The following is a 22,790-nucleotide window of genomic DNA, read 5'->3' on the forward strand; positions in this document are numbered from 1 at the left end:
ACCCCGGACGACGCCGGTCTGGGGAAGCCGGACGCGCCGGGCGTCACGTCTCCAGCAGGGGCAGCCACTCCGCCAGCCACGCCACCGCGTCCTCGTCGGGCAGCGGCTGGGTGCAGGCGTCGATCTCCAGGCGGTCGCCCCGCCGGCGCGCGCCCAGGCTGGCGAGCAGGTCATCCATGTCCTTGCCGGCGCGGCAGAACGTCTCGCTGTAGGTCTGGTCGCCGAGCGCGATCACCCCGTACCGCATCGCCGACAGGTCCGGTGCCTCGACCCTGAGGGCATCGGCGAAGGGGATCAGGTTGTCGGGCAGTTCACCCAGACCATGGGTGGCGGTGCACACCAGCAGCGCGTCGCGCGCGCCCAGGTCCAGGGCCGCTAGGTCGCCGTCGCACGTCTCCACCAGGTCGGCCGTATGGCCGGCGCAGGTCAAAGCCTCGACCACGGTCTCGCCCACCATCTGGGCATTGCCCGATTCCGTGCCGACGATGACCAGAATGTTCACCCCGCAGTCCTCCCCGGCGCCGGCGCCGGCCGTCCCGGAGCGGCGCCAAATTTCCGATACCAAGTTTCACCCCATGTGTCTATTTTTGTATCCTTTCCAGTCTGCCACGGGAAAATGTCCCGGGATGGACGAGGGGTCATGCCCCCCTCCCCCGCCATCGGCGGACCGGCACGGACCCGCCGTCGGCGGGCCAGCACGAAAGGCGCGTCCATGGCGACCACCGATGCCCCCACCGACGATACCGTGATCGACCGCGTCAGCCGGGGCGAGATCCTGGAGTCCCCGGTCGAGGTCTCGCCCGGCTACCGGGCCGAGTTGATGCGGGTGCTTGCCGTCTTCGTGGATAGCGAACTGGCCGGCACCGCCGGCCTGGTCCCGTTCATCAACAGCGCGCCGGGCCTGCGGGAACGGGTGACGGCGGCGCGCATCGTCGCCGAGAAGTTCGACCATGCCCAGCAGGTGCTGGACATCATGGCGCCGTTCGGCGTCAACCCCACCCTGTACGTGCGGGCGCACTGCTGGGCATCCCGCCTGGACCGGGACCTGGACCTTGGAAACCGCCGCATCGGCGGCGACAAGCGGCTGAACGTGTTTCACGCGCCGTTGGAAGGCTGGCTGGATGCCATCATCCTGAACATGCTGATGGGCACGGCGGTGGCGACGCAATTGCTCGATCTGGTGGACAGCTCCTACGCGCCGTTGCGCGCGGTGATGGCCGCGATCGTCGCGCGCGAGGCCGCGCACGCGCGCTCGGGAGAGACCGCGCTTGCCCAGGCGATCGGCCGTCATGGCACGCCGTCGGCCGCGCAAGGGGCCGTGGACTACTGGTTTCCGCGCGTGGTCCATACTTTCGGCCGCGCGGATTCTCAGCATTTCGAGCGGTCCCGGGCGCTGGGACTGCGGCGCCGCACCAACGCGGAAGGGCTGAACCGCTGGATCACCGACATCCATCCCCGCCTGTCGGCCCTGGGCCTGTCCCGGCCGGTCGGCCCCGCCTGACCGCCGGGCGTGACCACGGCCCGGTCCGGACGCTCGGCCCACGCCCTACGCATTTCGACGATCGGATCGCCGGCGCGTATCATGAAGGACCGGGGCGGAGACCGGCGGACGGCGTGTCGCGCCCCTGGGTCGTTTTGCCCGTTTCGTCCGCCCGGGGTCGCCTGCTAAAAGCCCTGTGCTGCCTGTCCACCGCGCCGGACCCGTCCCCCATGACCGCCTATCAGACGTTGCTGCTGGACCGCGCCGACGGCGTGGCGAGGCTCACCCTGAACCGCCCCGACAAGCTCAACAGCTTCACCACCGAGATGCATGCCGAACTTGCCGATGCCCTGGCCGTGGTGGCCGGCGACACGGCCGTGCGGTGCCTGCTGCTCACCGGGGCGGGGCGCGGGTTCTGCGCCGGTCAGGACCTGGGTGACCGCGCCGTCGCCCCCGGCGCCGAGGCCCCCAACATCGGCGAGTCGCTGGAGACGCGCTACAACCCGATGATGCGCGCGCTGAAGGCCCTTCAAGTCCCCGTGGTCTGCGCCGTCAACGGCGTCGCCGCCGGGGCCGGCGCCAACATGGCGTTGGCCTGCGACATCGTGCTGGCGGCCCGTTCGGCCCGCTTCGTCCAGCCGTTCTGCCGGCTTGGCCTGGTGCCCGACGCGGGCGGCACCTGGACCCTGCCGCGTCTGGTCGGCCCGGCGCGAGCCACGGCGTTGATGATGCTGGGTGACGCGGTCACGGCCGAGCAGGCGGCCCAGTGGGGCATGATCTGGCGGGTGGTGGACGACGCGGCGCTGAGGGACGAGGCCGGCGCCCTGGCCCGTCATCTGGCCACCCAGCCCACGCGGGGCCTGGCGCTGATCAAGACGGCGCTGGCCGCCACGTGGTCCAACGATCTCGACGCGCAACTCGACCTGGAACGCGACCTTCAGACCGTGGCCGGCGCGACCGACGACTACCGCGAGGGTGTGCGCGCCTTCCTGGACAAGCGTCCGCCCACCTTCACGGGCCGCTAGTGTCCTGAATCCGAAGTTCGTTACATCACTTGGCTGGCGCTGGACGAACTTCGGATTCAATCAGGACACTATTAACTATATGATTCTAGTGTGGTTTATGGATTTGAAGGTCCGTCCAGCGCTTCCCGACCAGGTCATAGGAACTTCAAATCCACCACACTAGGCGCGTCCCTTCCGCCCCCTCCCGTTCCTCGCGCTCCAGGAGATGCGCCCCGCCATGAGCCTTTCCCCGAGCCGGGCCCTTCCCGCCGCCGCCCCGGTCGGCCTTGTCGGCGCCGGCACCATGGGCGTGGGCATCGCCCAGGTGGCCGCCCAGGCCGGGCACCGGGTGATCTGGTACGACCGCACGCCGGAGGTCGCCCGCGCCGGCCGCGACGGCATCGCCGCCGTGCTGGGCAAGCGGGTGACGCGCGGCAAGATGGCCCAGGCGGACCTGGACGCCGTGATGGCGCGCCTTCACTTGGTGGCGGATCTCGACGCCCTGGCCGACTGCCCGCTGGTGATCGAGGCGATCATCGAGGACATGGACGTCAAGCGCACCATCTTCGCCCGCCTGGAAGCGATTGTCGGCGATGACGCGGTGCTGGCCACCAACACCAGTTCCCTCTCCATCACCGCCATCGGCGGCGTCCTCCGCCGTCCGGAGCGCCTGGTGGGCCTGCACTTCTTCAATCCGGCGCCGCTGATGACCCTGGTCGAGGTGGTCAGCGGCCTGGCCACGGCGCCCGGCGTCGCCGACGCCATGCTGGAAACCACCGCCGCCTGGGGCAAAAGCCCGGTGCACGCCCGCAGCACCCCGGGCTTCATCGTCAACCGGGTGGCCCGGCCGTTCTACGCCGAGGCCCTTCGCGTCCTTCAGGAGGGCGGCGCCGCGCCGGCCACCCTGGACGCCGTGATGCGCGAGTCCGGCGGCTTCCGCATGGGGCCGTTCGAGCTGATGGACCTGATCGGCCATGACGTGAACCACGCGGTCACCAGCAGCGTCTTCGCCGCTTACGACCACGACCCGCGCTTCAGGCCGTCGCTGATCCAACGCGAGTTGGTGGAGGCCGGCTGGCTGGGCCGCAAGAGCGGGCGCGGCTTCTACGGGTACGGACCGGACGCCGCCGCGCCGCACCCCGAGACCGCCGAGTCCATGCCCGCGCCCGGCGCCGTGGCCGTCGAGGGCGACCTGGGACCGGCCGCCGCGCTGGCCGATCTGGCCGAGGCCGCCGGCCTGGCCATGACGCGCGCGCCCCACGCCGTGACCGGCCCCGGCGACGGCTGCGTCCGCCTGGACGGGGGTGTCGTGCTGTGCCTGACCGACGGTGGGCTGGCCACCGCCACCGCCCGCGCCGAGGACGAGGCAGAGTTGATCGCCTTCGACCTGGCGCTGGACTACGCCAGCGCGCCGCGCGTCGCCCTGGCCCCGGCGGACCAGGCCAGCGCCGAGGCGCTGCGCGCGGCGGTCGGCTTCTTTCAGGCGCTGGGCAAGGCGGTGTCGGTGCTGGACGACGTGCCCGGCCTGATCGTGTTCCGCACCGTCTGCATGCTGGCCAACGAGGCCGCCGACGCCGTCAACCAGGGCGTCGCCGACCCCGCCGATGTGGACACGGCCTTGCGGACCGGCGTGAACTACCCGCTTGGCCCGTTGCGCTGGGCGGACGCGCTCGGGCTGGCGCGTGTCCTGGGGGGCCTGGACCGTCTGGCCGCGACCTATGGGGAGGACCGCTACCGCGCCTCGCCCCTGCTGCGCCGCAAGGTCCTGGGAGGAACCCGCTTCCATGGATGACGCCGCCCGCCAGGCCCTGGCCGAGGCCAGCGCCCGTGCCCTGGCCTCGCGCGATCACACCGCCCGGCATCTGGGGATCGCCATCGAGGCGGTCCGTCCCGGCTACGCCCGCGCGGTCATGGAGGTGCGACCCTTCATGGTGAACGGGCACGACATCCTGCACGGCGGCATCTGCTTCACCCTGGCCGACACCGCCTTCGCCTATTGCTGCAACAGCCACGACGTGGTGACGGTGGCCAGCGCCTGCTCGATCTCGTTCCTGGCGCCGGGCAAGCGGGGCGACCGGCTGGTGGCCGAGGCCGTCGAGGTGATCAAGAAGGGCCGCGCGGGCGTCACCGACGTCACCGTCACCAATCAGAACGGCGAGATCCTGGCCGTGTTCCGGGGCAATTCGCGCACCTTGTCCGGCCGGGTCACCGAAGGGGAGGACCCTCCGATATGAGCCATGCCTTCCTGTGCGACGCCATCCGCACCCCCATCGGCCGTTATGGCGGCGCGCTGGCCGGCGTGCGCGCCGACGACCTGGGCGCCGTGCCCTTGATGGCCCTGATGGCCCGCAACCCGGATACGGACTGGGCGGCGGTGGACGACGTGATCTACGGCTGCGCCAACCAGGCCGGCGAGGACAACCGCAACGTCGCCCGCATGGTGGCGCTGCTGGCCGGCCTGCCGGTCGGGGTGCCGGGCGGCACGGTGAACCGGCTGTGCGGCTCGGGCATGGACGCGGTGGGCATGGCGGCGCGGGCCATCAAGGCCGGCGAGGCGGACCTGATGATCGCCGGCGGCGTGGAGAGCATGAGCCGCGCGCCCTTCGTGATGCCCAAGGCGGACGCCGCGTTCTCCCGCGCCGCCACGGTCCACGACACCACCATCGGCTGGCGTTTCGTCAACCCGCTGATGCGGGCCGCGCACGGTGTCGACTCCATGCCCGAGACGGCGGAAGCCGTGGCCGAGGACTTCGCCATCGCCCGCACCGATCAGGACGCCTTCGCGGTGCGCAGCCAGCAGCGCGCCGCCGCCGCCATGGCCGCCGGGCGCCTGGCCGAGGAGATCACGCCGGTCGCGGTGCCGCGACACAAGGGCGAGCCGATTCCGGTCACGGCCGACGAACACCCGCGCCCCGACGCCACCATCGAGGATCTCGCCCGGCTGCGCGGCATCGTCAGGCCGGACGGCACGGTGACCGCTGGCAATGCCTCGGGCGTCAACGACGGCGCCGCCGCCCTGCTGCTGGCCTCGGAGGCCGCCGCCGCCCGCCACGGCCTGACGCCCCGGGCACGCGTGGTGGCCATGGCCACCGCCGGCGTGCCGCCGCGCATCATGGGCATCGGGCCCGCCCCGGCGACCCGCAAGGTGCTGGACAGGGCCGGCCTGCGGCTGGCGGACATGGACGTCATCGAACTGAACGAGGCGTTCGCCAGCCAGGCCTTGGCGGTGCTGCGCGACCTGGGCCTGCCCGACGACGCCGCGTGGGTCAATCCCAACGGCGGCGCCATCGCGCTGGGCCACCCGCTGGGCATGTCCGGCGCCCGTCTGGTCACCACCGCCCTCCAGGAACTTCATCGCCGCCGGGGCCGATACGCGCTCTGCACCATGTGCGTCGGCGTCGGACAAGGCATCGCCTTGGTGATCGCGCGGGTCTAGACTGCCCGTCCCATTCTTGTTTTTTTCCGCAGACTCAACCCAATGACTTCAGGCAAGCAACAGACCGCCCGCACGGGCGCCCAGGGGGAGGGAAGCATGGACCTGACCAAGCGTCCGCTGGAACACGAACTGGATCCCATCGAGATCGCCACCCGCGACCAGATCAGCGCCGTGCAGACGCGGCGCATGGCCTGGAGCCTACGGCACACCTACGAGAACGTGCCGCACTTCCGGGCCCGCTGCGAGGCGCAAGGCGTGCACCCCGATGATTTCCGGACGCTGGACGACCTGCCCCGCTTCCCCTTCACCACCAAGCAGCATTTGCGCGAGACCTACCCCTTCGGCAGCTTCGCGGTGCCCCTGAGCGAGGTGGTGCGCATCCACGCCTCCTCCGGCACCACCGGCAAGCCGACCGTGGTCGGCTACACCCGCGCCGACATCGACCTGTGGGCGACGGTGATGGCGCGGTCCATCCGCGCCGGCGGCGGCCGCCACCACAGCCGGATTCACGTGTCCTACGGCTACGGCCTGTTCACCGGGGGCCTGGGCGCCCACTACGGCGCCGAGAAGCTGGGGGCCACCGTCATCCCCGTGTCGGGCGGCCAGACCGAGAAACAGGTACAGCTCATCAAGGATTTCGCGCCCGACATCATCATGGTCACCCCGTCCTACATGCTGGTGATCGCCGATGCCATGGAACGCCACGGCATGGACCCGCGCGACTGCTCGCTGTCCATCGGCCTGTTCGGGGCCGAGCCCTGGACCGACGAGATGCGCGCGCAACTGGAACAGCGCCTGGGCATCGATGCCATCGACATCTACGGCCTGTCGGAGATCATCGGCCCCGGCGTGGCGCAGGAGTGCATCGAGACCAAGGACGGCCTGCATATCTGGGAGGATCACTTCTATCCGGAGATCATCGACCCGGAGACCGGCGCGGTGCTGCCCGACGGACACCTGGGCGAACTGGTGCTGACCAGCCTGACCAAGGAGGCCATGCCCGTCGTCCGCTACCGCACCCGGGACCTGACGCGCCTGATGCCCGGCACGGCCCGGTCCATGCGGCGCATGCAGAAGATCACCGGACGCTCGGACGACATGCTCATCATCCGGGGCGTCAACGTCTTCCCAAGCCAGATCGAGGAACTGTTGCTCCGGGACGACCGGCTGTCGCCGCACTATCAGCTTGAACTGCGCCGCGACCGGCACCTGGTCCACCTGACGGTGAAGGCGGAGCTCCGCCCCGGCCTCCATGACCAGAGCGCGCGCGCCGGCGCCGCCAGGGACCTCCAGCACCAGATCAAGTCCTACATCGGGATCTCCAGCACCGTCGAGGTCGTCGGCGAGGGGACCCTGGAGCGCTCGCAAGGCAAGGCCAAGCGCGTCGTGGACTTGCGCGACGTCGAGTAGGAGGGGATGCTGGCGGGGCGCGGGCGCGTCGCCGCCCGCTTACCGGGCGGTGGGCGGCGCGTCCGCGAGCCGATTGTAGCCGCCGGCGTAGTAGATCAGCGGCCGTCCCTCCGGGTGGCATCGCAGAGAGGTGACGGCCCCGATGATGATGTCATGGTCTCCGCCGGCCACCACCGACTCCATGCGGCACTCGATGACCGCCAGGGACTCGGGCAGGATCGGGCAACCATTGCGGGCCGCCTCCACCTCCAGCTCCAGGAATCGCGCCTCGCGCGGGCCGGCGAATCGTCGCGACAGGGCCTGCTGGCCCTCGGACAGGATATTGACCGCGAATGGGCCGGCGTGGAAGACGGCGAGGTCGTGGACGTCCCGGTTCAGGCAAATCAGAATGAGCGGCGGGTCCAGGGACAGCGACGCGAACGCGCTGACCGTCAGGCCAACGGGCGTCCCCGTGGCATCCCGGGCGGTCACGACAGTGACCCCGGAAGCAAAACGGCTCAAAGTGTTACGGAAGGACTGGGGATCAACGGTCATGCACGGGACCTTGTTCAAGGGGCCTCGTTCACGGGACCTCGGTCACGGGACACAGGAACAGCACCCGGACGACGGCGGGGTCACGGCCCGGGATGCTCACGGTTGCGCCGGGCTGTTGGCGTGGTCTTTACCGCATCGTGACGAGACCGCCAATGTTTGATTTCCTTTGGCGGAATTGGGATGTTCGGGTATCCCGGCTTTGGGGGCGGTCGCCGAATGGTCGGAGAATGGCCGTGGCACGACCCGCCCCCATCCCGGGACCGGCCACCACTGTCCGGATGCCGATCGTCGGCAAACCAATCAGCGGTTAAAGGACACCGATGCTCGTCATCATTGGCACCATTGTGGTTACTGTCAGCGTGTTGGGCGGCTACGCGCTTGCGGGCGGACACCTGGACGTCCTTTGGCAGCCATTCGAGTTCGTGATCATCTTCGGCGCGGCCTTCGGGTCGATGGTCATCGGCAGCCCGAAAACGGTGCTGATGGGGACCATCAAGGCCATCGGCCCCATGATGAAAGGTCCGAAGTACAAGAAGGACAGCTACATGGAGCTGTTGAGCCTTCTGTACTCCCTGTTCAAACTGGCCAAGACCAAGGGCGACCTGGCGCTGGAAAGCCATGTGGAAAAGCCCGATGAAAGCTCGATTTTTCAGAAATTCTCAGGGTTCTCTTCCAATCATCACAATCTAGAGTTCCTTTGCGACTATCTCAGGCTTTTGACGCTTGGCACCAACAATGCCCATGAAGTCGAAACCATCATCGATGCCGAGATTGAAGCCCATCACAAGGAACACCATGCCGTCGCCGAGGCCGTGATCACCATGGCCGACGCCATGCCCGCCCTGGGCATCGTCGCCGCCGTGCTGGGCGTGATTCACACCATGGGCTCGATCACCGAGCCGCCGGAGGTCCTGGGCCACCTGATCGGCGCCGCCCTGGTGGGCACGTTCTCGGGCGTGTTGCTGTCCTATGGCTTCTTCGCGCCGTTCGGACGCGCCATCGGCACGGCCTATGACTCCGACACCGAATACCTGAACTGCATCAAGGCCGCCCTGCTGGCCCACATGCAGGGATACGCGCCGCAAGTGTCGATCGAGTTCGCCCGCAAAATCCTGCCGCCGTCTGTTCGGCCCAGCTTTGCCGAGGTTGAAGATGCCGTGACGAACCTGTCAGAGTAGAGAAGCCTTCTTCGAAAGAGGTCCGTCGGCGTCCCTTCACCACGCGTTCAGGGTCGCCTGGTATGCTGTCGCGGAGACGGTTCGGCAGCGGGGCTTTAACCCGCGACCGGACCGGGACACGGGCAGGCGGGCCGGAGCAGAAGAGGACGGCATGGCCGACGAAAAGAACTCCATCATCATCAAGCGCGTCAAGAAAGGCGGGCACGCGGCCCATGGCGGGGCGTGGAAGGTGGCTTACGCCGACTTCGTGACGGCCATGATGGCGTTCTTCCTGTTGCTATGGCTGTTGAATTCGGTGACCGAAGAACAACTGGAGGGGATTTCCAACTACTTCGCTCCCACCGCCGTCTCCTCCAGTTCCAGTGGCGCGGGCGGCATGCTGGGCGGGCAGGTCGTCGGCGAGGGCGCCAACCAGGCGCAAACCTCCCTCAGCAGCAGCCAGCCCACGTTGCCGCCGCCCACCGTCGGCCTGGGCGGGCAGGACTTCACCGACCCGGCCGAGGGCCTGACCCTGGACGAGACCCAGCCCGACTTCCCCAGCGGCGAGGGCGAGAACATGGGCGACGGCCAGGGACCCGCGAGCGAGGGCGAGGCGGGCAATACCGCCGCCGAACAGGCGGCCGAGGACGCGCAGCAGGCCAGCTTCGACGACGCCGCCCAGGCCCTGCGCCAGGCCATCCAGGCGGTCCCCGATCTGGAGAAGCTCCAGGACAGTCTGATGATCCAGGAGACGCCGGACGGGCTGCGCATCCAGTTGACCGATCAGGACCGGCTGGCCATGTTCCCCGGCGGATCGTCGGCCATGTATGAGCACACCCGCGTGATGCTGCGTCTGGTGGCCGAGGCCATCAAGGATCTGCCCAACGACGTCATCGTCACCGGCCATACCGATAACGCCGCCTTCCTCGACCCCACCGGCTACAGCAATTGGGAGCTGTCGGCCGACCGCGCCCTGGCCAGCCGGCGCGTGCTGCTGGCCTCGGGCATCGATCCGGCGCGCATCGACGGCATCATGGGCAAGGCCGACACCGATCCCCTGGTCCCCGAGGACCCGGCCGACCCCCGCAACCGGCGAATCGACATCGTCCTGCTGCGCGACGCGGAGCTGTTCGAGCAGGCGCAGGATGAACGCATCCCCACCCTGCCCAGCATCATCGACCTGACACCGGCCGAGAACCTGTAGCGGGCTGCGGAAAGCGTGACGGAGGTTCCACCGTCCTGGAGCTGGGTCACCCCCACCCTCTCGGCGTGTCTGGACCGGCCCCCGTCAGCGCCGGTCGGCGCGCACTGTCTCCAGAACTTCGCGATAATATCGGTGGAAGGGCCCCTCGGGACCCGTCGAACGGGTCCGGGCAAGGTTGGCTTCCAGCACCGGCGCTTGCGCGTCCGCGAACGCGGTCGGATCAACGTCCGGAAGGCGCGGCAGCAGGGTGGTGAAACTGAGGGCCAGCGTGCCGGTGACCCCCCGGCGCGGATCGACGCGCTTCAGGTCCTGCAGAACGTTTGGGGACAGGCGCAACCGGCTCTCGGCATACGCCCGCAGCAGCGGCGCCTGTGCCTGAAGCGCGGCCTTCTCGGCATCGAAGGCCATGCGGTTGAGGATGTGTCCGTCTTCGTAGACCAGCGGCGCGGCCGCCGACACATCGCAGATCCAGTCGGGGCGCGGCGTCAGGGAATCGGATTGATCGTCCTCGCGCCGACGCGGGTCGAACGGCATGGCGCGACACCGCACCGGCTTGACCTCATGGACAGCGCAGCGGTTGTCGGCGGTCAGGTCCGGGCAGGGCATCGCTGGCGGCAGGTAGGCCATGGGAGACACAAGGACGGCCACGGTCCGGTGACGCCCGAGACTGACCTCCAGGCCGAGCCGGCGCACGGTCTCGAACGTGCGCGCCCCTTTCGGCACCGGCATCCAGACCAACGCCAGCGGCACCCGCCCGGCGCGTTCCAGGGCTTCTTCGACCGTCAGCGGCAGCATGCCGTAACAACAACGCCCGCATAGGGTGCATTGGAAGTGGCGATCCATGGCGACTCCCGCCGTTCGACGATCCACGGAAGGACTCAGGCTCCGCAACACTTCTTGTATTTTTTCCCGGAGCCGCAGGGGCACGGATCGTTACGGCCCACCTTCACCACCCGGCGCGGCGCGGACCTCGGGTTTGCCTCCCCGCCGGCCACCTGCCAGGCGCCCTGCGCGTCACGCTCGAAGCGGGCCCGCTCATGGTGAAAGCGGTTCTGTCCCTTGTACCGAAAGCGGGCGACATACTCGACCTCGCCCGCATCATCATCAGGGCCGCCACCCGCCACGGCATGAACCTCCAGGCCGTCCCATCGGGCATCGGTCGCAATGCTCCGCGCCTCGATGGGATCGAAATCGACCCGGGCTTCGACGGACATGGTCCGGACCAGATGATCGATATCACCGCGGGTGTAGGCCACGTACCGTGACCGCATCAGCGCCTCCGCCGTTGGTGCCGGCGTGCCCGCCAGCAAAGGCCCGCAACAGGCCTCCAGGTCTTGTCCCGAACCACACGGACAGCGTTCCATGGTCATCCTCTTTCCCTGCACCAGCGTCCCCCGCCAGACTGCGGATGGAACTCTAGCAACGCGCCTTTCCGGTTGCGAGTGTGTTCTGAAACCACCGCGCCAAGGCCTTGAAAACGAGGGACTTCCAGGTTACTCGATCGGCTAACGCACGCACTCTCCGCGAAGCCCGTGGCAAGGTCGAGAGCGGGCGCATGATCGGAAAGCTAGTTCTGGAGGGGTGGGGCTGACACGCGCCGCGCCGACGTCATCGGCGTCGTCCCCAACAGCGAAGCCGTCATCCGGCTGGTCGGCGCCCTCCTCCTGGAGCAGAATGGCGAGTGGGCCGTCCAGCGGTCCCGCGACAGGAGCGTCGAGACCACGGCCTCGCTTTCTAAGGAGTCGAGGCCCGCTTGGCCCGGCGCGGTCGCCTCATCCCCGGCCGGAACCCGGCCGGGGATCGCAAGGCCATCGGCGCTTCGACACCACGCCCCGGAGCCGATCCCGTTCAGGAAAACACCGATAACATGAAACACTCAATTTCCCACTGGACCCGAGACACCGCACTCGCCGTGCATGATCTTCCACTGATGGATCTGCTTTATCGCGCACAGACGGTGCATCGAGAGACCTTTGATCCGAACACGGTTCAGATCTCCAGGTTGTTGTCCATCAAGACCGGAGGTTGCGCTGAAGACTGTGCCTACTGTTCGCAGTCGGCCCGCAACGGAGCAAACCTGCCCGCCTCGAAGCTGATCGAGGTGGAGCGCGTCGTTGCCGAGGCGCGCAAGGCCCGGGACGGCGGCGCGACCCGCTTCTGTATGGGGGCGGCATGGCGCGAACCGAAGGCCCGGGACATGGATACGCTGGTGGCCATGGTCGAAGGCGTACGGGCGCTTGGCATGGAAACCTGCATGACGCTCGGCATGCTGGATGACAGTCAGGTCAAGCAATTGAGCAACGCCGGACTCGACTACTACAACCACAACATCGATACGTCCGAACGATACTATTCCGATGTCATTACAACCCGCACCTTCGCCGACCGGATCGAAACGATCAGCCGCGTGCAGGAGGCCGGGATCAAGGTCTGTTCGGGCGGAATCCTCGGCATGGGCGAGGAGACCGGAGACCGGATCGATATGCTGGTGACGCTGGCCAACATGGCGCCACCACCCGACTCGGTTCCGATCAACATGCTGATGCCACAGGCGAACACGCCGCTGGCGGACGCCGAGCCGATCGACCCCATCGCGTTCGTGCGGGTGATCGCCACCGCCCGCATCCTGATGCCACGCTCCTATGTTCGCTTGTCCGCCGGGCGGAGCGAGATGAGCGACGAAATGCAGGCCATGTGCTTTCTGGCGGGGGCAAACTCAATCTTCGTTGGCGATACCCTTCTCACGGCGGAAAACCCCGAAGAGGACAGCGACGCGGTCCTGCTCGCCAAGCTCGGCATTCAGGCCGAATGCCCGGAGGAGCGGACCTGCGCGGAAGCCACGGCATGAGCGCAGTCGAACGGCTGGGCTCCATGCTCAAGGTGCTGGACAGCCGGCACCGCCGTCGCGTGCTGGCCCCTCGGCGCGGGTTGGATTTCGCGTCCAATGACTACCTCGGGCTGGCCCAGTCGCGGATATTGGGCCAGGCGGCGCGGGAGGCGCTGGATCGCGGTGTGGCCTTGGGGTCCGGCGGGTCGCGCCTGCTGCGGGGCAACCATCCCGAACACGAAGCGCTCGAACAGGAGGCGGCGGCGTTTTTTGGTGCCGAGGCCGCCCTGTTCATGGGTGGGGGGTTCCAGGCAAACCAGGCGATCTTTTCATCCCTGCCAGCCGCCGGGGATCTGGTGTTGTACGATGCGCTGGTGCATGCCAGCGCGCATGAAGGCATGCGAACCGGCCGTGCCGAGACACGCTCGTTCGGCCACAATGATGTGGCCGACGGCCGGCGTGTCGCGGCCGACTGGCGGGCGGCGGGCGGCTCAGGTCAAATCTGGATCGCGGTGGAAAGCGTCTACTCCATGGAAGGGGACCTGGCGCCGCTGGAGGACCTGGCCGCGCTCGCCCGCGCGCTTGGCGCCGTACTGGTCGTGGATGAAGCCCATGCCACCGGGGTTTTCGGCCCCGAGGGCCGAGGCCGCGCCCACGGACTGGATGCCGAGCTGGTGACGCTGCATACCTGCGGCAAGGGATTGGGAGTTTCTGGCGGGCTGATCTGTGGACCAAAGGTGATGATCGAGGCCCTGATCAATCGCGCGCGGCCCTTTATCTTCGCGACGGCCCCCTCCCCATTCGACGCCGCCTTGGTGAGGGCGGCACTTGGCGTGCTGCAGACCGACGGGAGCCTGGTGGACGCCGCCGGCGCGCGCATGCGCCATGCCCATGCGGAGGCGCGGCGGCATGCCATCGATCATGTAACGCTGCACAGTCAGATCATTCCGGTCTTTCTGGGCGATGACGCACGGACGATGACATGGGCCGCCGACCTTCAGGCGAAGGGCTTCGACGTTCGGGGAATTCGCCCGCCGACCGTCCCGCGTGACACGTCGCGACTGCGGATATCGATCACCGGGAATGTCGGCGAGGCCGACATCACCGCCCTGTTCCGGGCCCTTGCCCACCAGCAGAAAGAGGCAGGATGAGCGCGCTGATCGTCACCGGGACTGACACCGGCGTCGGCAAGACCGTCTTTGCCGCCGGTCTGACGACAGCGCTTGGCGCCCGCTACTGGAAACCTGTGCAGTCCGGCCTGACGGAGGCCACCGACAGCGAAACGGTGCGGGACCTGTCCGGTGCCGAGGTGTTGCCGGAAGCCTACCGCCTCGACAGGCCCGCGTCGCCGCATCTTGCCGCCGAGGACATGGGGATCGAGATCGATCTGGCCCGCCTGGCGCTGCCACGGGTCGGGGGCCCGCTCATCGTCGAGGGCGCCGGCGGCGTCATGGTGCCGCTGAACCGCCGGTCCGTCTTTCTCGACCTTTTTGTCCAGTGGCAGGCCCCTATCATTCTGGTTGCCCGTACGGCGCTGGGCACGATCAATCACACGCTGCTATCGCTCAGGGCGCTCGGTGGTGCCGGTTGCACAGTGGCGGGCGTGGCGTTCGTCGGCGATCCGGTACCGGACGTGGAGCGGACCATAACCGAGATGGGCCATGTGCGGCACCTGGGGCGGCTGCCGCGAATCGGGGTCTTGACGGAACACGCCCTGTCCGAAGCCTTCGAGGCCATCGATGTCGATACCATCCGGAGCGTCCTGTGACCCCGCTGGCGTTTGATGCCCGCCACCTGTGGCATCCCTACACCAACGTGCTGGATCCCGGCCCGATGCATCTGATCAGGGAGACGGATGGCGTCTGGCTGATCCGGGATGACGGTGTCCGGATGATCGACGCCATGTCGTCCTGGTGGTGCGCGGTTCACGGGCATCGTCACCCGGCCATCGTCGGGGCGATGCAGGACCAGCTGGCGCGAATGCCCCATGTGATGTTCGGCGGCCTGACCCACGACGCCGCCGTCAATCTGGGTCGCAGGCTGATCGACGTGCTGCCGGTCGGTCTGGACCGGATCTTCTTCAGCGACAGCGGCTCCGTCGCCATCGAGGTCGCGCTGAAAATGGCCGTCCAGTACCAGATCGCGATGGGGCACGGCGACCGGACGGAATTCGCGACGATCCGTGGCGGCTATCATGGCGACACATGGAAGGCCATGAGTGTCTGCGACCCTGTCAATGGCATGCACGGGCTGTTTCGTGGAGCCCTATCGATCCAGCACTTCCTGCCGCGTCCCTGCATCACATTCGGCGGGGACTGGTCCGACGACGCGGCCAGGAACGGGCTTGGCGCCCTGGAACAGCTTCTTGAAACCCGGGGGGACCGGATCGCGGCCCTCATTCTCGAACCCGTGGTGCAGGGCGCGGGGGGGATGTACTTCTACCATCCGGCCTGGCTGCGCGGCGCGCGCGCGCTGTGTGACGCGCACGACGTGCTGCTGATCTTTGACGAGATCGCCACCGGCTTCGGGCGGACCGCCGAACTGTTCGCGATGGACCATGCCGGCGTGGTGCCCGACATCCTGTGCCTGGGCAAGGCCTTGACCGGCGGGCATATCACGCTGGCGGCGACGGTCGCGACCGAACCCGTCGCGCGGGGCATCGGCGAGAGCGACGCGGGTGTGCTCATGCACGGGCCGACCTATATGGCCAATCCGCTGGCCTGCGTCGCGGGCGTGGCCAGTCTGGATCAGCTGGCCACGCGCAATTGGCGGGCCGAGGTCGAGCGCATCGCCCGCCAGCTTGCACAGGAACTGGGTCCGGCGCGCAGGCTGCCCGGCGTTGCCGACGTCCGCGTGCTGGGCGCGATCGGGGTGATCGAAATGGAAGGCCGGGTCGACCCCGCCGTTGCCCATCGGCGGGCACCGGAAACCGGCGTCTGGTTGCGCCCGTTTGCTCGAAACATCTATTGCATGCCGCCGTACATCATTTCCCCCGATGAGCTGAGCCGCGTGACCGCGGCCATGGTGGCCTTGGCGGGAGGCGCCGGATGAGACGCCGGTGGTTGACCCGCTCGGGTCGTTCGGACCTGATCCTGGTGTTCGGAGGCTGGGCACTTGGCGCCGGACCGTTCAGGATGCTCGCAGGGGCTGACGATGTCCTGCTGGTGGATGACTACACAAGGCTGGACGACCCGCTGCCGGAGTTGGCGGCCTATGATCGGGTCGATCTGCTTGCCTTTTCCTTCGGTGTGGCATCGGCCGCACATTGGCTGGCGCTGACGGGGGTTCGGCCGGCCCGCCTGATCGCGGTGAGCGGCACGCTGTCCCCCGCCGACGCCGAACACGGCATCGCGCCCGAGATCATTCGCGCCACCGCCGATCATCTGTGCAGGGACAGGTTTGCGAAATTCTGCCGCCGGGCCGGCCTGGAGGGCGAGGCGCCAGCCATCGACATCGACGCGGCACGAGCGGAGTTGTTCGCCGTGATCCGGCGTGGCCCCGCTCCGAACCGAAGCTTCGACCGGATCTGGATCCCGGACCGCGACCGGATTGTTCCCACCCGTGCGCAAGAGGCCGCCTGGCACCGGCAACAGGATGCCGTCACGCGCGTCCCGGGGGGGCATGTTCCGTTTCGATCCGGGCAGAGCTGGGCGGAGTGGATCACATGACCGCTGCGCTCACCGACAGGGTACAACGCAGTTTCAGCCGGAGCTTTCCGTCCTATCACGATGCGGCCGGCCCACAGGCCTGGATTGCCGGCCGGCTTGTCCAGGAGTTGCGCCGCGGCGGCGCACCGCGACGCTTCGCCTCCGCGTTTGAACTGGGCTGCGGCACCGGTCACCTGACGCACCTGTTGTGCCGGGACTTCGGATTCGGGACATTGTATCTCAACGATCTGGCGCCCGAGGCCCGCTTGACCGCCCAGGCGGCGGGGGCCGCCTTCCTGTTGGGGGATGCACAACAGATCGAATGGCCGGCGATGCTTGGCCTGGTGGCGTCGGCCTCGATGATCCAGTGGCTGCAAGACCCTGCACAGCTGCTGAAAAAGGCGGCGGCGGCGCTCGCCCCGGGTGGGTGGTTGGCGATCTCAGGGTACGGACCGGAGCAATACCGCGAACTGGCGCGGCTCGGGTCATCCGCCCGCGCGCCGGGCTTGTGTCGCCCCGAGCATCTGGCCGCCGCCGTCGATGGGCCGTTGGAGGTTGTCCAGACCGGCGAGCGGGTGCGGCAACGGTACTTTCCGACCCCGCGTCAGGTCCTGGACCATCTGCGGAAAACCGGTGTGAACGGCCAAGCGCGAAAGACCTGGACCAAATCCACCCTGGCGCGGTTCACGGCAGAGTACGCCCGGTCTTTCGGAACCGGTGCGGGGGTGCCGCTGACCTATCACCCCGTCTGGATCATCGCCCGAAAGCACGGTTGAGCCGGCGACGGGGGCACCGCCGCGCCCGCCTGGGGGCCGGCGGCGGGCCCGGCTATGGGTTGGGCCCCGGTGTCGCGCGACGTCACGCCGCGCCATCCTTGCGGGGTGTCGCGCGGGCACGCCCCCCGAGGCACCGGGTTCGTCGCCGGTCACGCTCGCGTGGTCACCAGCGGAACGGCGGCGGCCCGTGTGACCGAGAGGGCCGGGAACGGGCGTCCATCGGGATCGGCGGGCAGCGTGGCCGTGGGTCGGGCGTGCTGCACGACCAGGTCGGGCACGCCCTGGTCCGCCAGGGTGGCGGCCACGCGGTCCACGGCCTGGTCATCCAGAATCGCCGGATGGACGGTGAGGCGCACCTCGAACGGCACACCGCTGTCGATGAGCCGGCACAGGCTCTCGCGAGCCCTGCCGCCGCTGCCGGGCACGCCCGTGATTCGGTCGTAGTCCTCGAACGGAGCCTTCATATCGAAGCCGACCCAGTCGAGCCCCGGCAGCACCGCCGCCAGCCGATCCGGCCAGGGACCGGCGGTGTGCAGGCCCACGGCAAACCCCAGGGCGCGCACGGCCCGGACGGCGTCGGCCAGAGCCCGTTGCGCGGTTGGTTCACCGCCGGAAAAGACGACCCCGTCCAACAGGTCGCGCCGCCGGTCCAGAAAGGCGAGAACGTCCGGCCAGGGGATGTCCGCGCCTGTCCTGTCCGCCGTCAGCAGGTCCGGGTTGTGGCAGTAGGGGCAGCGCCAGGGGCAGCCGCGCAGGAACACGGTGGCCGTCAGCCGGTCGGGCCAGTCCACGGTCGAGAACCGGGCAAGGCCCCCAACGCGTGGATCATCCACCGGACCGGGCGGGCTCGCAGAAGGCGACGCGGTCGGCGAATTCGCCCTGCTTGCCGCGATTGAACGACGACACGGGCCGGTGATAGCCCATGACGCGGGTCCAGACCTCACAGGGCTGGCGCTCCTCGTCCTTCAGGTCCAGGGCGGCCGGCGTGCCCAGGAGTTCGGCGGCGGTCAGGTGAGTCATGGCGTTGGTTCCTCTTGGTCAGGAATCGGACGGGGTCAGGGCGCCCCGGCGCTTGCGGGCCAGCAGGTCGGCGTCGCACTTGGGGCAGAAGGTGTGTTCGCCGGCGATGTAGCCGTGCTTGGGGCAGATGGAGAACGTGGGCGTGACGGTGATGTAGGGCAGCGCGAACGACCCCAGCGCCCGCTTGACCAGCGCCTTGCAGGCGGCCGTCGAGGAGACGCGCTCGCCCATGTACAGGTGCAGCACGGTGCCGCCGGTGTACTTGCGTTGAAGCTCTTCCTGCCGTTCCAGGGCCTCGAACGGATCGTCGGTGAAGCCCACGGGAAGCTGGCTGGAGTTGGTGTAGTAGGGCTGGTCCGGCGTTCCGGCCTGGAGGATGCCGGGGCAGCGCCGCTTGTCCTCGCGGGCGAATCTATAGGTCGTGCCCTCGGCAGGCGTGGCCTCCAGATTGTAAAGGTGGCCCGTTTCCTCCTGGTAGCCGACGATCCGCGCCCGGATGTGATCCAGCACGCGCGCCGCGAAGGCATGGCCCCAGGGGGTCGTGATGTCCTCCGCGTCGTCGGTGAGGTTGCGGATCATCTCGTTGAAGCCGTTGACCCCCAGCGTGGAGAAGTGATTGCGCAGCGTCCCCAGGTAGCGGCGTGTGTAGGGGAACAGGCCGGCGTCCATGTGTTGCTGGATGACCTTGCGCTTGATCTCCAGGCTGGTGCGGCCGATGTCCAGCAACTGGTCCAGAGCGGCCAGAAGGCCGGCCTCGTCGCCCTTGTGCCGGTACCCCAGCCGCGCGCAGTTGAGGGTGACCACGCCCAGGGAGCCGGTCTGCTCGGCGCTCCCGAACAAGCCATTGCCGCGCTTCAGCAACTCGGTCAGGTCCAGTTGCAGCCGGCAGCACATGGAGCGGACCATGTTCGGCTTCAAATCGGATTTCAGGAAGTTCTGAAAGTAGGGCAGCCCGTACTTCGCGGTCATCTCGAACAGCCGCTCGGTGTTCTCGCTGTCCCAGGGAAAATCCGGGGTGATGTTGTAGGTGGGGATGGGGAAGGTGAACACGCGCCCCTTGGCGTCCCCCGCCGTCATCACGTCGATGTAGGCGCGGTTGATCATGTCCATCTCGGCCTGGAGGTCCCCGTAGGTGAAGGGCATTTCCGTGCCGTCGATGACGGGAACCTCGTCGCGCAGATCCTCCGGGCAGGTCCAGTCGAAGGTCAGGTTTGTGAACGGCGTCTGCGTGCCCCAGCGGGACGGGACGTTGAGGTTGTAGACCAGTTCCTGGACACCCTGGCGTACCTCGGCGTAACTCAGCCGGTCGTTGCGGACGAATGGCGCGAGGCAGGTGTCGAAGGAACTGAACGCCTGCGCGCCGGCCCATTCGTTCTGGAGCGTGCCCAGGAAGTTGACGATCTGGCCGACGGCGCTGGACAGGTGCTTGGGCGGCCCGGCCTCCACCTTGCCCGGCACGCCATTCAGGCCCTCGGTCAGCAGGGTGCGCAGTGACCAGCCGGCGCAATAGCCCGACAGCATGTCCAGGTCGTGGATATGCAGGTCGCCGTCGCGGTGGGCGCGGCCGACCTCGGCCGGATAGACGTGTGACAGCCAGTAGTTGGCCACCACTTTGCCCGAGACGTTCAGGATCAGCCCGCCCAGGGAATAGCCCTGGTTGGCGTTAGCGTTCACCCGCCAGTCGGCGCGGTTGAGGTATTCGTTGATGGAGCGCTCGACGTCGACCACAGTCTCGCGGTCGCGGCGCAGGCGGGCGCGCTGTTCTCGGTAGACGATGAAGGCGCGGGCCGTGGCGGTGTGATTGGCCGAGATCAGCGCCTGTTCGACCACGTCCTGGATTTGCTCGATATGCGGCGTCCGGTCGTGAAAGCGATGCGCCAGCACCTTGGTGGCCTGGATGGCCAGCAGGTCGGCTTCGCTGCCCTCGAACTCGCCGGTGGCCTTGCCGGCGCGTTCGATGGCGGAGCGGATGCGGTCGCGGTCGAACGGGGCCACCAGGCCGTCGCGCTTGACCACCGCCTGCGGCGGGGCCACCGGCGGGCGCCGATGGGCGAAACCCGGCGTGGACTGCGGATCGAGCGGCTGGGTGTGGGTCGTCGGGGGTGAGTCCATGCCGGCCTTCCACTCCGGGAACGGGACGGAGCAGGGGCCGCAGACGCATCACCGCCACGCGGGCCCGACGAGCGGTCGCGAGGACTCGACGATGCTCCGCCGGGGCACCCCGCCCGAGGGAGAAACGATGTTCACGGCAGGTCTCCTGGCTCGCGGGTCACGGCGACCGTCCGGCCTTCCCGACGCAGGCGCGCGTCAGTGACACCCATGGACGGCCGCTCTCCGCTCACAGTTGCGGGGGCAGCCCCGGCTTGGCCGCCTGTGGCCCACGTCTGGGGAGGCGACGTTCCGGATTCCCTCTTCGTATCGCTTTCGCTCCACATGTTGCAAAGGCGATGACCGTAAACGCCATATATGGTGCCCGAATGTCCCCACGTGTCAAGCGACAATACGATCTCCGTACCCCGCTTCACCCGACGGAATAGGACGCGAACCGCCGGCTGGTCTCGTCCACGCGCACGGGCTTGTCCAGCGGGGGGAACGCACGTTGGGGGCAGTCCGGCCGTTCGCAGACCTTGCAGCCGGTGCCGATGGGGGTCGCGGCCGCCGGGTTGGTCAGATCCAGCCCGTCCGAACACACCAGCCGGTCGGCGTGCCTCAGGTCGCAGCCGAGGGCCACGGCGAACACCTTGCGCGGGGTGCCATGGCCCCCATGCCCCCGCGCCACGGTGCGCGCCACCCACAGATAGGTGCGCCCGTCGGGCATGCGCGCCACCTGGATCAGGGTTTCGCCCGGCTGGGCAAAGGCGGCATGGACGTTCCACAGCGGGCAGCTTCCGCCGATGCGGGAGAAGTGGAAGTCAGTCGCCGACTGCCGCTTGGAGATGTTGCCGGCCCGGTCCAGGGCCTCGATGTAATTGTGATTGCGGTAGAAGTAGTCGCGCACCTCCTCGAACGGCATGGGCATGGGCATGGGCGTGGACGTGACGCCGCCGCCGGTCCCCAGGCGGGCGGCAAGGGCATCGGTGCGCTCCTGCGCCTCGCGGCAGCGCCGATGCAGGGTCAGAATCGCCCGGCCGACCTCAGGCCTGTTGGCGATCAGGTCGCGGACATCGCTTTTCGCGATGCTCCCGCCTAGTGCAGCGACGCATTCAAGGGAGTCCCCCTTGAATGCAAACGTCGCTGCACAAGACATTGTTTCTCGTGCACTTTCGATCCAGACAAAAGAATGCGGACTGCATCTTTTGTCTGGATCAGCGCACTAGGCCCGGCTCGGCGAACACGTCCCGCAGGATTGCCATAATCGTGACCGTGCCCCGATAAGGTGGACACCGGTTTGGAGCAGGGTCACCCCTTCCCTACTTCACCGTGAAGGTCAGCGAGGCGCCGTGGTAGACGTGATCCGTCTTGCCGACCAGATCCTTCAGCGGCCCGTCCGGGGTCACATCGTCCTTGTGGGACACGGCGATGATCCACTGCCCCCGGCTTTGCACCCGAAACTGCGCCCGGCCGTCCTTGATGTAGGAGAACAGGGCGAATCCGTCGCTTTGCCCGAAGCCGACGCCCTTCGCCGTGATGTACTCGATGCTGCGCGCCGTCGCGGTCAACGGCTCGCCATGGAACAGCACGTCAACCTCGACCAGATCGCCCACATGAAGCGCGCTGAGGTCCGTGCGCGGAATGATCTCCAGGTCGTGGCCCAGGGGCGCGGGCTCCGACCAGTCCCCCAGCGTCACGACGGACTTGGCGAAGGCCTGGTACTTGACGGACATCAGCACCGTGTCGATGCCCTCGATCTCATCGCGCGGCTTGAGGGCGAGCCGCGTGCGGCCCTCGGTATCGATGTACTGGGTGTAGAAGTTGGCCTGCGATATGGCGTCAAGCTGATACACGCCCTCGGCGCTGTCGGCCGTGAAGGCGATCTTCTGGCTGGCGAGATCGGCCGCGAACAGGGCCACGTCGGCGGTGGTCGTCGTGGGCTCCGCGAGCGCCGCGTCGGGCGTCATCAACGCGGTCCGGGCGCCGCTGGGATTGGTCAGCGAGAAGCGATCGATGACGACGCGTCCGTTGGGGCTGTTCAGGATGTCGTCGACCGGCAGGCTGTGCCCCCAGCCGAGCGACACCATGGCGTGGGGCGGCTGGTGGGCGTGGGACTCGTCGGCATTGATCCACAGGGAGTGCGCCTGCGCCGACACGGGCAGCGCGGGCAGCAGCGCGGCAAGCAGGGCCAGGGTTGATCTCAT

21 protein-coding genes, 1 pseudogene and 1 riboswitch are annotated in these 22,790 nt (G+C 68.2%); of the genes and pseudogenes, 14 read left to right on the forward strand and 8 right to left on the reverse strand.

The features are described 5' to 3' along the window. Positions 1 to 43: 43 nt before the first annotated feature. Positions 44 to 502 (reverse strand): flavodoxin domain-containing protein, encoded by a 459-nt coding sequence (locus GGD89_RS13195; protein ID WP_343058602.1) that lies wholly within the window; start codon positions 500 to 502, stop codon positions 44 to 46. Between the two features lie 210 nt (positions 503 to 712). Here GGD89_RS13195 and GGD89_RS13200 point away from each other — a divergent pair, with 210 nt between their 5' ends. The 6 genes from GGD89_RS13200 (at position 713) to paaK (ending at position 7,330) form a co-directional block, all read left to right on the forward strand. Continuing rightward, positions 713 to 1,501 (forward strand): Phenylacetic acid catabolic protein, encoded by a 789-nt coding sequence (locus tag GGD89_RS13200; protein ID WP_184046005.1) that lies wholly within the window; start codon positions 713 to 715, stop codon positions 1,499 to 1,501. A gap of 209 nt (positions 1,502 to 1,710) precedes the next feature. After that, on the forward strand, positions 1,711 to 2,505 hold the full coding sequence (paaG, locus tag GGD89_RS13205) for a 2-(1,2-epoxy-1,2-dihydrophenyl)acetyl-CoA isomerase PaaG (protein ID WP_184046007.1): 795 nt from the start codon (positions 1,711 to 1,713) through the stop codon (positions 2,503 to 2,505). 217 nt (positions 2,506 to 2,722) lie between these two features. Further along, positions 2,723 to 4,276, forward strand: a complete 1,554-nt coding sequence (locus GGD89_RS13210) for a 3-hydroxyacyl-CoA dehydrogenase (protein ID WP_184046009.1) — start codon at positions 2,723 to 2,725, stop codon at positions 4,274 to 4,276. Then, positions 4,269 to 4,718, forward strand: coding sequence for a hydroxyphenylacetyl-CoA thioesterase PaaI (paaI, locus tag GGD89_RS13215; protein WP_184046011.1), 450 nt, complete (start codon positions 4,269 to 4,271; stop codon positions 4,716 to 4,718). The genes GGD89_RS13210 and paaI overlap by 8 nt, the downstream gene beginning before the upstream one ends. Continuing rightward, entirely contained in the window at positions 4,715 to 5,920 is a 1,206-nt protein-coding gene (gene pcaF / locus GGD89_RS13220) for a 3-oxoadipyl-CoA thiolase (RefSeq protein ID WP_184046012.1), read from the forward strand. The genes paaI and pcaF overlap by 4 nt, the downstream gene beginning before the upstream one ends. A 96-nt stretch (positions 5,921 to 6,016) precedes the next feature. Continuing rightward, positions 6,017 to 7,330 carry a phenylacetate--CoA ligase PaaK gene (gene paaK / locus GGD89_RS13225; protein WP_184046014.1) on the forward strand — a complete coding sequence of 438 codons (1,314 nt, stop codon included), beginning with the start codon at positions 6,017 to 6,019 and terminating at the stop codon, positions 7,328 to 7,330. A 39-nt stretch (positions 7,331 to 7,369) separates the two neighbouring features. On the opposite strand, the gene GGD89_RS13230 is transcribed toward paaK, so the two are convergent. After that, positions 7,370 to 7,864 carry a flavin reductase family protein gene (locus tag GGD89_RS13230; RefSeq protein WP_184046016.1) on the reverse strand — a complete coding sequence of 165 codons (495 nt, stop codon included), beginning with the start codon at positions 7,862 to 7,864 and terminating at the stop codon, positions 7,370 to 7,372. Positions 7,865 to 8,184: 320 nt separating this feature from the next. Here GGD89_RS13230 and motA point away from each other — a divergent pair, with 320 nt between their 5' ends. Then, positions 8,185 to 9,042 carry a flagellar motor stator protein MotA gene (gene motA, locus GGD89_RS13235; RefSeq protein ID WP_184046018.1) on the forward strand — a complete coding sequence of 286 codons (858 nt, stop codon included), beginning with the start codon at positions 8,185 to 8,187 and terminating at the stop codon, positions 9,040 to 9,042. 151 nt (positions 9,043 to 9,193) lie between these two features. Then, positions 9,194 to 10,225: a flagellar motor protein MotB gene (locus GGD89_RS13240; protein WP_184046020.1), complete on the forward strand. Its 1,032-nt coding sequence runs from the start codon at positions 9,194 to 9,196 to the stop codon at positions 10,223 to 10,225. Between the two features lie 84 nt (positions 10,226 to 10,309). On the opposite strand, the gene GGD89_RS13245 is transcribed toward GGD89_RS13240, so the two are convergent. Continuing rightward, complete coding sequence (locus GGD89_RS13245; RefSeq protein ID WP_184046022.1) at positions 10,310 to 11,068, reverse strand: YkgJ family cysteine cluster protein; 759 nt, start codon at positions 11,066 to 11,068, stop codon at positions 10,310 to 10,312. A gap of 35 nt (positions 11,069 to 11,103) precedes the next feature. After that, positions 11,104 to 11,589 carry a YchJ family protein gene (locus tag GGD89_RS13250; RefSeq protein ID WP_184046066.1) on the reverse strand — a complete coding sequence of 162 codons (486 nt, stop codon included), beginning with the start codon at positions 11,587 to 11,589 and terminating at the stop codon, positions 11,104 to 11,106. 389 nt (positions 11,590 to 11,978) lie between these two features. On the opposite strand from GGD89_RS13250, the gene bioB reads away from it, so the two are divergent. Genes bioB through GGD89_RS13280 form a run of 6 tightly spaced genes read left to right on the forward strand, consistent with a single transcriptional unit; the run spans position 11,979 to position 17,475 of the window. After that, positions 11,979 to 13,073 carry a biotin synthase BioB gene (gene bioB / locus GGD89_RS13255; RefSeq protein ID WP_246423102.1) on the forward strand — a complete coding sequence of 365 codons (1,095 nt, stop codon included), beginning with the start codon at positions 11,979 to 11,981 and terminating at the stop codon, positions 13,071 to 13,073. Beyond that, positions 13,070 to 14,203: an 8-amino-7-oxononanoate synthase gene (locus tag GGD89_RS13260; RefSeq protein ID WP_184046024.1), complete on the forward strand. Its 1,134-nt coding sequence runs from the start codon at positions 13,070 to 13,072 to the stop codon at positions 14,201 to 14,203. The genes bioB and GGD89_RS13260 overlap by 4 nt, the downstream gene beginning before the upstream one ends. Continuing rightward, a complete protein-coding gene (gene bioD, locus GGD89_RS13265; protein ID WP_184046026.1) occupies positions 14,200 to 14,820 on the forward strand; it encodes a dethiobiotin synthase in 621 nt (206 codons plus the stop codon). The genes GGD89_RS13260 and bioD overlap by 4 nt, the downstream gene beginning before the upstream one ends. Next, positions 14,817 to 16,103, forward strand: a complete 1,287-nt coding sequence (gene bioA, locus GGD89_RS13270; RefSeq protein WP_184046028.1) for an adenosylmethionine--8-amino-7-oxononanoate transaminase — start codon at positions 14,817 to 14,819, stop codon at positions 16,101 to 16,103. Before bioD ends, bioA begins: the two co-directional genes overlap by 4 nt. A gap of 11 nt (positions 16,104 to 16,114) precedes the next feature. Continuing rightward, on the forward strand, positions 16,115 to 16,720 hold the full coding sequence (locus GGD89_RS13275) for a pimeloyl-ACP methyl esterase BioG family protein (protein WP_184046030.1): 606 nt from the start codon (positions 16,115 to 16,117) through the stop codon (positions 16,718 to 16,720). Further along, positions 16,717 to 17,475, forward strand: a complete 759-nt coding sequence (locus tag GGD89_RS13280) for a methyltransferase domain-containing protein (protein ID WP_246423103.1) — start codon at positions 16,717 to 16,719, stop codon at positions 17,473 to 17,475. Before GGD89_RS13275 ends, GGD89_RS13280 begins: the two co-directional genes overlap by 4 nt. Positions 17,476 to 17,624: 149 nt before the next feature. On the opposite strand, the gene GGD89_RS13285 is transcribed toward GGD89_RS13280, so the two are convergent. The 4 genes and pseudogenes from GGD89_RS13285 to GGD89_RS13305 form a co-directional block, all read right to left on the reverse strand. Beyond that, complete coding sequence (locus GGD89_RS13285; RefSeq protein WP_184046034.1) at positions 17,625 to 18,308, reverse strand: anaerobic ribonucleoside-triphosphate reductase activating protein; 684 nt, start codon at positions 18,306 to 18,308, stop codon at positions 17,625 to 17,627. Then, positions 18,301 to 20,607: pseudogene (locus tag GGD89_RS13295) on the reverse strand (ribonucleoside triphosphate reductase). The gene GGD89_RS13285 and the pseudogene GGD89_RS13295 overlap by 8 nt, the downstream one beginning before the upstream one ends. Positions 20,608 to 20,725: 118 nt before the next feature. Next, a riboswitch (cobalamin riboswitch) is annotated at positions 20,726 to 20,966 on the reverse strand. A gap of 50 nt (positions 20,967 to 21,016) precedes the next feature. After that, entirely contained in the window at positions 21,017 to 21,742 is a 726-nt protein-coding gene (locus GGD89_RS13300; RefSeq protein ID WP_184046040.1) for a DUF2083 domain-containing protein, read from the reverse strand. Positions 21,743 to 21,905: 163 nt separating this feature from the next. After that, on the reverse strand, positions 21,906 to 22,790 hold the full coding sequence (locus GGD89_RS13305; protein ID WP_184046042.1) for a DUF4198 domain-containing protein: 885 nt from the start codon (positions 22,788 to 22,790) through the stop codon (positions 21,906 to 21,908).

The sequence above is a fragment of the Roseospira visakhapatnamensis genome (genome assembly GCF_014197915.1).
In the GTDB taxonomy this organism is placed as follows: Bacteria; Pseudomonadota; Alphaproteobacteria; order Rhodospirillales; family Rhodospirillaceae; genus Rhodospira; species Rhodospira visakhapatnamensis.